Here is a 10,751-nt window from a genome sequence, read left to right as displayed (position 1 = left end):
CCCAGCGCGCCACCATGACCACCGGCACGCCCGTGATCCGCCAGGGCAACCTGGAAAGCTATCGCGTCAACAGCGGCGTGATCAGCTTCGAAGGACTTGGCCTGCAAGCCAATGACACCGCGTATGCTGACGTCATCGCTCGCGCGGTGCGCGTGCATGCGGCGCTGCGGGCCAGACAGATCCGGCTCACCACCGGGCTCAATACGGTCAGTGCCGATCACGCGCAGGTCACGCCGGGCCAGAGCGCCACCGATGGTGCGCCGGTGCGTGCCATTGATGTGGCAGCGCTCGGCGGCATGTATGCCGGTCACATCTACCTGAGCGCCACCGAACACGGCGTGGGCGTGCACAACGGCGGCACGCTCACGGCCACCGAAGGACAGCTGGTCGTGACGGCAGCTGGCCGTCTGGAAAATACCGGCACCCTTGCTGCGCATGGCGATACGCGCATTGCCGCCGCAGGCGCGGTGACCAATAGCGGCGTGATCGGATCGGATAGCACATTGCAGATCAACGCCGACGCGCTGGAGAACACCGCCCGCGGTCGCATCGGCAGTGTCAGCGGTACCAGCGTGCAAATTGGCGGCACGCTGCGCAATACAGGAAGCATCGTCGGTGATGCAGGCATCACGCTGGCTGCGGCAGCGATGGCGAATGCTGGCAGTGTAGTGACACCGGGCGCGCTTGCACTGCGTATCCGCAACATGCTGGACAACAGCGGCAAGATCGGCAGCAACGCCCGGCTTGAGCTCCGCGCCGCGACACTCACCAATCGGGGAGATATTTATTCCGCAGAGGAATCTGTGCAGTTGGAGGTAGCAGGACGGCTCTTCAACAGCGGCAGCATCGAAGCGAAACGGGCCCTCGATGCCAACGCGGTAGCGATTGAAAACCAGGGGCGCGTCATCGGGGAAGCGGCACTCAACGCCAGCGCAAGCGCCGCCCTCACCAATACCGGCACCATGGGCAGCAAGGGGAATGCCGACTTCAAGGCCACCAGCCTCGACAATCGCGGCACGCTCAGTGCAGTTCAATCGCTTGCCCTGAAAGTGACCGGCAAATTCACCAACGAAAAGAACGTCGGTGCCGGCAGCACTCTCCAGGTCGATGCAGATGCACTGGACAACAGCGGCAAGCTGTTCTCACAGGGCAGCTTGTTCATGCGCATCGGCGCTGCTGCGCTCAACAGCGGCAAGATCGGTGCAGATGGCACGGTGGACTTCCGGGCGGCCTCCCTGGCCAATGGCGGTGCGCTTTATTCCCTTAACAAAAGTGTCGACGTACAGACCCGGGAGAGCATCACCAACAGCGGCACTGTTGAGGCCAAGCAATCCGTCTCACTGAAGGCCACGGCGCTGAACAACAGCGGGACATTCACCGCCGAGGGCGCCATGAAGCTCTCGCTGCAGCAGGGCTTGAGCAACACCGGAGAGATCGGCGCCAACGATACCCTCACCGTCAATGCGGCCACGCTGGAGAACCGGGGCAGGATCCGTTCGGCCGAGAGTTCGCTGGTGCTGGCGACAGACGGAACAACCGCCAACCAAGGCAAGATCCTCGCCGCCACGCGAATGGAGATCACGGCGACCGGCATCGATAACAGCGACGGCACGCTGGCGGGCAACGAGGTGGTGATCGACACGCGCAAGCAGCGTTTCAACAATCAGCGCGGCGTACTCTTTGCGCGGCAAGACTTGAAGCTGGACAGTGCCGACCTCTACAACAGCCGCGGCAGCATCGCCGCTCTGGGCAAGCTGAGACTCTCCAGCGGAGCCATCAACAATGAGCGCGGGCAGTTGCAGTCGAAGGGCGCGATGCAAGTGGAGGTGTCGGCTGGCGAGATGGATAACCGCCGTGGCCTGATTCGTTCCGATGAAGACGTAACCCTACAGAGCCAGAGCCTGCGCAACGACGATACCCAGGGCAAGGACCAGGGCATCGAGGGCCGCAGCGTGAGCCTCACCACGGACGCGCTCCACAACGACAAGGGCGCCATCCGCACCGGCCAGTCATTGCAGATCGCCGCCCGTGAGCGTGTGGACAATCGCAACGGGCTCCTGTCTTCGCAAGGCACGCTGTCGGTCAGTGACCCGGCCAGCACCCGCAGGCTGGTCATCGACAACGAAGGCGGACGCATCCTCGCAGGCGGTGACCTGAGCCTTACGTCCGACTCCCTGATTGGCAAGGGCCTGCTGTTGAGCCACAAGGATCTGCGTATCGATGTGACCGCCGACCTGGAGCAGCGCGGAGAAACTGCAGCCGCTGGCAATCTCGATCTGCGCACCGGCGGCCGCTTCAGCAACTATGGCACGCTGGCCGCAGGGGCAGCGTTGCGCGTGACTGCCAGGGGACTCCAGAATCATGCGGGAGCGTCCATCCTGGGTGGCGATGTCTCGCTGTCTGCCGGCGCGGGGCAGGACTTCATCAACCGGGGCCTGATCGATGGCGTCACCACGCGCATCCAGGCCGGCACGCTCTACAACCTCGGTACCGGACGCATCTACGGTGACCGCATCGCGCTTGCTGCCGATGTGCTGCACAACGCCCCGGAGAGCGTCGACGGCGTGCTGCGGGCTCCGGTCATCGCGGCGCGTGAGCGCCTGGATATCGGGACCGGCTTGCTCTACAACAGCGAGCGGGCGCTGCTGTATTCGGTCGGCGACATGTCCATTGGCGGCACCATCGGCAGCGACCATCGTGCGAGCGGACGTGCGCGCGAGGTCAACAATACCAGCGCGACCGTCAATGCGGATGGCGCACTCACCATGGCCGCCGATGCCATCAACAACCGGAATGCGCATGTCGAGATCGCTGAAGAGAGCAAGCCGGGACGCAGGATCATCAACTACCGGCTGGAGGGATCGTCCGATTTCTTCTCAGGAGCTGACGCCCTTATCATCCACAAGGACAGCGGCCAGATCATCGCTCCCGAGAACTGGCGTGCCATGGGCGATGAGGATAATTTCCGCCTGCTCTTGCCATCCACGAGATACCCCTTCGAGAAATTCGGTGCCGACTCCCAATACAAGAGCGCGGCATACCAGAGGCCCGTGGCGGAGTACCGCGACGAAGACCGCTTGGTTCCGGCAGTGCCCGAAAGGTTCTTCTATACACCGGAAGATCCTGTCTGGGATCTTTTCGGTGTCGCCAGACCGACAACGCAGCTGACTCCGGAACCGACGAAGCCGATTTTCGAGACATTCCCTGATGCTGCTCACGTCCCCGAGTACCTGCAGCACGATTATCAGATCTGGCTGGCTTGGCATGCCTGGAAGGATGCGCGCACCGCCTATGTGAATGCCTATGTCGAACTCGACAATGCGCTTCAAGCCTTCCGTGCTGATTTTCGAAGTCGCCTGCGTGACCAATGGATCATCTACGACGGCACCGAACAGATCCGGCGCACCATCGTCACCCGCAGCGCTCCCGGCATGATCACATCCGGCGGCGGCATGACCCTGGCCTCCGGTGTGGTCAACAACTACGCCAGCCAGTTCATCGCCGGTGGCGTGCTGGCGGGGGATGGTGTCAACGGCACGGCCATCAACAACATCGGGCCCATGGGCCAGCAGACGGTCACCTCTACCGGTACGGCAGAGAAGACCTTCATCAAGTCACATACACTCAAAGCCGATGACCGCCGTTATGAGAGCGCACCCTATGCTTCTCAAACGATAGAGACGCGATTCCCACTTGATGTGAGCGCCACGCACGAGGCGGGCAGCACGCGCGACCGGACTGCTCGTACAGCCGCAACCATTCCCGCACAAGCACCGCAGGGAACGGGCAAGACTACCGACCTGCGTACTCCCGCCGTTGACGTCAGCCTGCCCGCCAATGCCCTGTATCAGGTCAATCAGGGCAGCGTGGCGCTGCCCTTGGTGCAGACCGATCCGCGTTTCATCGGCCAGCGCAACTGGCTGTCATCAGACTTCCTGGTGCGTGCGTACCAGGACCGCTTCGGGCCCGCGCCGGGTTACCAGCGTTTCGGTGATGGCTTTTACGAACAGCAGCTGATCCAGCGGCAGATCCAGGAAGCCACCGGCCAGCGCTACCTGAACGGTTTCAGCAACAACGAGGCGCAATACCTGGCGCTGATGCAAGCCGGGCTGCAACAGGCGCAGGTCCAGCGCTACGCACTGGGCATCGCGCTGTCAGCCGAGCAGATCGCCCAGCTCAAGACCGACATCGTCTGGCTGGTGCAGCGCACGGTGAGGCTGGCCGATGGCAGCGCGCAGGAGGTGCTGGTGCCGCAGGTGTATCTGCAGCCGTCGAGCCTGCGTGTCAGCGGCCGCCAGACCCTGATCGCCGGTAATGAGGTCGCCTTCCAGACCGTGCAGGACATCCTCAATCGCGGCGGCACCATCGCTGCGCGAAGCGGTGTGACACTGCGCGCGGACAACATCCGCAATCTCGGCGGGCGCATCGAGGGCGGCTCGGTTCGCCTGCTGGCGCAGAGCGATATCGACAATGCCGGAGGCGACATCAATGCCACCGACAAGCTGGTGTTGAGCGCGGGCCGGGACATCGTGATTCGCAGTACCAGCGTCACGACCGCCAATGCCACCACCACGGGCAGCAACATCGATCAGGTCGCCAGCGTCAGCGGCAAGGACGTGGTGCTGCTGGCCGGCCGCGATCTGCAAGCCGATGCTGCCGTCGTTGCCGCAAGCGGCGAGGCCACGCTCTCGGCCGGAAGGGATGTGCGTCTGGGTGTGGTGCAGGAGTATTTCCGACAGGAGATTCGCTGGGCCGATGACAAGGGGGGCAGCAACCGGGTCAGCAGGTTGACCGGTCCGAACTTCGTGGACCGCGCCAATGGGGCACACGGCACCAATGAGGTCGGCATCAATCGTGCCGTGGTGAGCGGCAGCAAGGAGGTCGCCACGCAAGTCAGCGGCAACAGCATCCGCATCCAGGCGGGTCAGGATGTGACGAGCAAGGGGGCGCAGGTCGTCGCCGAAGGCGCACTGCAAGTCGAGGCCGGACGTGACGTGCGTATCGGCACCGCCAACGTCTCGGCCAGTGCACGTGACCAGGGGCAGCGCAGCAGCAGCGGGATCCTGACGTCCACGACGGTGCGCATCGATGACGCCAGCAGCACCAGCCGCGAGGCGGGAAGTACCTTCTCCGGCGATACCGTCCTGCTTCGGGCAGGACGTGATGTGAACGTCTCCGGCAGCAGTGTGGTGTCCACGCAGGGGACGGCGGTGGCCGCAGGCAATGACGTGAACACTGTTGCCGCGACCGACAGCAGCGCACAGCGCAATTTCCGTCAGGAGACCAAGAGCGGGGTGATGGGAGCGGGCATCGGCGTGACGGTAGGCAGCCGCATGCAGAGCCGTGATGTGGATCGCAATAGCGAGACTGCGTCGGCATCGACCATTGGCAGCGTGCAGGGCGATGTGCGCATCGTGGCGGGCAATCGGTACACGCAGGTGGGTAGCGATGTGCTGGCACCGGGTGGCGACATCGACATCGTGGCCAGGACGGTCAGCATTCTCGCTGCACAGCAGAGCAGCCGTACCGTGACCGAGGACAAGTTCCGCCAGCAAGGGGTGACGGTGGCGGTGACCAGTCCGGTGTTGTCGGCGGTGCAGACGGTGCAGCAGATGGCCGAAGCAGCCAGCAAGACAAGGGACCGGCGCACGCAAGCCCTGGCCGCAGCGACGGCAGGATTGGCGGCATCCAATGCTGCGGATGCCGTCATCGCGGGCCAGGGCAAGACCATCAATGACAAGCCCAACCAGGTTGCAACGGGCCCGACGGATCCTGCTACCGGGAAGACCCCAACCCGTGATGCCAATGCCGCCGACAAGGTCGGTGGCATCAATCTGGCCTTCAGCGTGGGCGCAAGCAGCAGCCAGGGCAGATCGGAGCAGACCAGCAAGACGGTGCGCGGTTCAAGCGTCTCGGCAGGCGGAAGCGTCGCTATCACTGCCAATGGCGCAGGCGGCGACGGCAACATCCTCGTCCAGGGCAGTGACATCAAGGCGGGGGTGGACGCTACGCTCAAGGCCGCCAATGAGGTCCGACTGATCGCAGCGCAGGAGATCTCGGAGCAACGCAGCCGCAACAGCGGTGCCTCGGGATCGGTCGGTTTCTCCATTGGTACCGACGGCTTGCTCTTCACGGCAAGCGCCTCCGGCAATCGTGGCAAGGGCGGTGGCGAAGAGGTCAAGCAGGTCAATTCTCATGTCGATGCTGGTAACAAGCTCAGTGTCGTCTCGGGTAGCGATACGACCATCAGTGGTGCAGTTCTGCGTGGCCGGCAGGTGGAGCTCGACGTGGGCACCAGCGGCCAGGGCAATCTGAATATCGCCAGCCAGCAGGACACCAGCACTTACCAGAGCCGCCAGCAAAGCCTGGGCGGCAGTGTCTCGGTGGGCATGGGGAAGATGGGCGGCAGCGCCAGCTACAGCCAGTCGAAGGTCAACAGCGACTATGCCAGCGTCATCGAGCAGTCAGGCGTCAAGGCAGGTGATGGTGGCTTCCAGGTCAATGTGCGCGGCAATACGGATCTGAAGGGTGGTGTGATCGCCAGCAGCGAGCAGGCCGTGGCAGAGAACAAGAACCGGGTAACTACCAAAACACTGACCCGGAGTGATATCGAGAATCGCGCCAGTTATGAAGCGCAGAGCGTCGGCATCAGTGGCGGCTACAGCACGGGCAAGGATGGCGGTCTGTCTGCGCTGCCACCGCTGGTCGTTGGTGCCAGTGAAAGTGCATCAAGCACGACCCGCAGCGGGATCAGCGGCGGTGTCATCAAGATCACCGATGAGAAGCAGCAGCAGGCGCTGACAGGCAGGACGGCAGAGCAGACGGTGGCCTCGGTGAATCGGGAAGTGAGCAGCAGCAAGGAGGGAAGCAACGCGCTCAAACCGATTTTTGACAAGGAGGAGATCGAGAACCGGACGGCGATTGCAGCGGCCTTTACGCGGGAGTTGGGCAGCTTCCTGAACAACCGGGCGAAGGAGGCGGATGAGGCCAAGCGCAAGTTGGACGATGCGCTAGCGGAGGAGCGGAGCAAGCCGCTTGAACAACGCGACGAAGCCAGGCTGCGCGGCCTGACGGAGCAGTATCTCGATGCCGAAAAGTGGTCTTCGGGCGGTACGTATCGTCGGTATGCGACGGCGATTGCTGGTGCGGTGACAGGCAACCTGAGTGCATTCTCATCGCAGTTCATCCAGGCGGCGGCCGTCAATTATCTGCAAGGGCTGGGCGCTGAACAGGTCAAGAGAATCGCTGACAACCTGCAGAGCGAAGCCGCTCGCTCCGCCTTGCAGGGCATCCTGGGATGCGCCGGTGCCATGGCCAAGGAGGCAGCGTGCGGTGCAGGTGCGCTGGGCGCATCGGCCGGCACCGTCATCAATGCGCTGCTGCAGTCGGCGGACCGGCCGGGCAGTCAGGAGAAGGAGTCGCGCACGAATCTGGTGACCAGCATCGTGGCCGGGATTGCGACAGCTGCCGGAAGCGCGGCGAATCCGACGGCCACGCTCGCAGCCCAACTGGAGGCAGAAAACAATGCCTTGGGGGTGAGCTACTCCAAACAATTCCTGAACAAGATCCGGGCTTGCGACGCATCGCAGGGGGCGTGCTTTGCCGAGCTGAAGGAAGACGCTGCGAAGCAAAGAAAATTGTTTACGGAGCAGTTGGAGAAGGGGTGCAGCGGAGCGGCGGCGACCCCCTATGCTTGTGAGGCGGTGATGAGCTCGGGGCAGGCTGCGCTCAGTGATCTTGCTCATGCGCTGTACTTCGCGAAGACGGGGGATCAAAAAGCGTACGTCAAGGCGCTGATTGTCGAACAGACCCTGGATATGGACCGGCAATTTTCCAATCTGGCGGCGCTGGGGGAGAGGGCTGGCTTTCTGGATCAGCTGGCGTTGCAACTGCAGCAGATGTGGGCGGATGTCGGGCCTGCGGGTGCAAGTTCAGGGCTGATCAGTTCGGGGAATGTGGCGATAAGTCATGCCAGGGATAAATATGTTCCTAGCGTGAAACCGGTAGCCAACATGGAACAATTCTTTAGTGGATCAGCTTTTGGAGAGCAGGTACGAGCGAACACAGACAAGAGGCATACTATTTATGATGGCCAAACGGTCTATGTCGCTGAACGGAAAATTGGAACGCAGATTAAAAAAGGTGACCAGCTATATTTGGATGGCCGTCACAAAGATCATCTTGAAGTATTCGATAAGCACGGAAAATTTAAATCTGTTCTTAATTTGGATGGGACACGCAACGAGGTTAAGACGAATGCTGCAAAAGCGCAGGGGAGAAGACTGAGATGATAGATATACGCAGAATGGATTTGATTAAAGAAGTATTTCAGGACTTGTCCAAAAATCGGCAGCTGCTGCGGACGGAAATAAATGATAACAATGATGGCAATGAAAGATCGATCGTGTATCTCAACTACGATTTTTCGCTGAGCGAGAAGCTGAAAATTGAACTGTCGAACCTAATTCACTATTTTCAAATGTATCGACGTGCTCTTGGCGAACACGATCGGTTGGCAGCCTTATTCATGATCACCTGCGCTGGCGATCTGGCCCGGACGCTCTCGGCTGTATTCGGTGGTATTGAGGACGCTATTGATAAAGTGATGTACAGGGATCTCAGGTTCTCTTGGCCATCTGTACCCGAGGGATACAAGATTCCCCAGCCATTGCTGGTGGCCGCCAAGGACAAATTGAAGTGTATGGCGGATTTTGGCAGTACAGCCGATCACGACGTACTGATGTTCTGGGAAAGCTCAGGAGGAAAAATTGAGGTGGTGAAAAAAGATAGCGTCGATGTCATTCGTAAGACATTTATCGAGTCGGCCGAAAGCATTGGTGTATCGAGAAAAGAGATGAATGAAAGTATGGATGAGAATGATCATTTCGAATGGTGTATTGACTATCGGCACTGCCTGGGCGAGCAGCTAGAGGTAGATCTTGATGAACTTCTTCTCTTCCTTGAAGCTCATCGGATCGCGATCCAGCAGAACGATCTGTTGGCGGCGTACATAACGCTCCTCTATTGTGGAATCCATGCCCAGAATGTTTCCGGTTTTTTTCTAAACATTAAGGACGAGGTTGATAGGGTCGCTGTTCTTGATAAAAGATTTTCGTGGCCTTGCATACCAGACGGCTACGAACTTCCTAAGCATTTTGGTTTGTCACCCCATTCTTGATAGGCTGGGTTTTCTCCACGTATGTTTCCAACTGAAAAAGAGCATCTGTGGCTATCTTTCAGTTCTGAATTTGCTCGCAACCAAAATGAACACCATCATAAATTTAGATATCGTCCAGACTATTTTTTTGTCACTAGTTCAATCCGTAGGTTTGACTAAAGACGAGATCATGTCAGAGAGAGACGAGAACGCACAATATTGCTGGTTCATCGACCAGGATGTATCAATGAATTCAACTTTCTGTCAGGACTTGCGAGCGCTAGTCTCTTTGGTTGAATTCTTCAACAGATCAAGGGTCTCCGGTGATGATGTGACTGCCTGTTGTGCGCTGATGCGGGCGGGCTTTGATGCGCTTAGATTGTCTAGTCTCTTCAAAGATATATGTAGCGATGTTGATAAGGTTTTATGCAGAGATAAAAGATTCTCTTGGCCATCCCTCCCGGAGGGATACCAGATACCGCAGCATTTTGTGACCGCTGGCGCAGAGGCAATGACGCGCCTGAATTGCCGTGATGAAGCGACTGGCCGCGACGGACTGATGCTCTGGAAAAGCGCAACAAGAGAAATTGAAGTGATGGAAAAGGATCGCATCGATGCAATCATGAAGACGCTTATCGAAATGGCTGAAGGCATAGGGGGCACGCGAGAAGAAATGGATAAAGCGAAGGATGAAAATGATCATTTCGAATGGAGTATTGACTACAACTCCTCCCTGGGTGATCGTCTGGAGCGATATCTTGACCAGCTCTTGCTCAGCGTAGAGGTCCACCGTATTGCTACCCACAAGAATGACCAGCTGGCCGCTTACCAGGCCCTCAAAGATGTTGGAACTCATGCCCGATCGATATCGGAGTTATTCGGAGATATCAAGGCTGATGTGCATAAGGTCAGCATTTTCGATGAAAGATTTGCTTGGCCAGAGATCCCTGATGACTACAGATTTCCAGAACATCTGGTGATGAGCGGCGGCTGTTGATCAACGAGGTCTCATCGACGTCAGTCTCTTAGTCCTTTAGTAAATATTTGAATGAAGGTAGAGAGCGCAGTGCAGGTAGAGATGCAACTTTATCTTCGTCTTTCAAAAATCCTTATTGCTACGGTCGCGACTTGAAAGTGAAATGATGGAGTGGGAAAACTTGGTTGGCCTAAAGAGCGAAGCAATATCAAACGGTGCGATATTCAGAGCTGAAGCGGAATGGCCTTATGAGGAAAAGGTCGATTTCATGTTGGTCGACTACCTGTGGCCGAAAGGAATTACGCCATTCTTGTGGCGACAGGAATGAAAGCAGGTCTTGTTTTGGTTCGACTTCCAGAAGATGCAAGCTATGAACATGGCAGGGGAATTTCCAGACAATGGTTAGTAAGAAATTGGTCCAAGTGGATATATCCAGAGTGTCCGGTTGAGAAGGTACTGTATCTGCCACGTTACAAGACTCAAGATCTGTAATGACCCAGCCCAACCTGCTCACCCCAAGCAGCCAAAGCAAATGCCTCAGCTAGCGTCCTCATACCGAACGCTCCGCAAGCGGCAGAGGTTACAGAAGCCGATCCCGCCCCCAATGTCTCGGCCCCT

General features: G+C 58.9%; 4 protein-coding genes. All 4 read left to right on the top strand.

Annotated elements, in window-relative coordinates; all coding sequences use genetic code 11:
* Positions 1 to 14: 14 nt before the first annotated feature.
* The 4 genes from FYB76_RS26400 (at position 15) to imm45 (ending at position 10,625) form a co-directional block, all read left to right on the top strand.
* Positions 15 to 8,291: a hemagglutinin repeat-containing protein gene (locus FYB76_RS26400; RefSeq protein ID WP_154135591.1), complete on the top strand. Its 8,277-nt coding sequence runs from the start codon at positions 15 to 17 to the stop codon at positions 8,289 to 8,291.
* Positions 8,288 to 9,178 (top strand): hypothetical protein, encoded by an 891-nt coding sequence (locus tag FYB76_RS26395; protein ID WP_229297115.1) that lies wholly within the window; start codon positions 8,288 to 8,290, stop codon positions 9,176 to 9,178. The genes FYB76_RS26400 and FYB76_RS26395 overlap by 4 nt, the downstream gene beginning before the upstream one ends.
* Before the next feature lie 85 nt (positions 9,179 to 9,263).
* Complete coding sequence (locus tag FYB76_RS26390) at positions 9,264 to 10,154, top strand: hypothetical protein (protein ID WP_154135590.1); 891 nt, start codon at positions 9,264 to 9,266, stop codon at positions 10,152 to 10,154.
* A 264-nt stretch (positions 10,155 to 10,418) separates the two neighbouring features.
* Complete coding sequence (gene imm45, locus FYB76_RS27170; RefSeq protein ID WP_370516430.1) at positions 10,419 to 10,625, top strand: Imm45 family immunity protein; 207 nt, start codon at positions 10,419 to 10,421, stop codon at positions 10,623 to 10,625.
* Positions 10,626 to 10,751 lie beyond the last annotated feature (126 nt).

The sequence above is a fragment of the Herbaspirillum sp. CAH-3 genome (assembly GCF_009668275.1).
Taxonomy (GTDB): domain Bacteria; phylum Pseudomonadota; class Gammaproteobacteria; order Burkholderiales; family Burkholderiaceae_D; genus Herbaspirillum; species Herbaspirillum aquaticum.
This window is presented reverse-complemented; position numbering and strand designations above follow the sequence as displayed.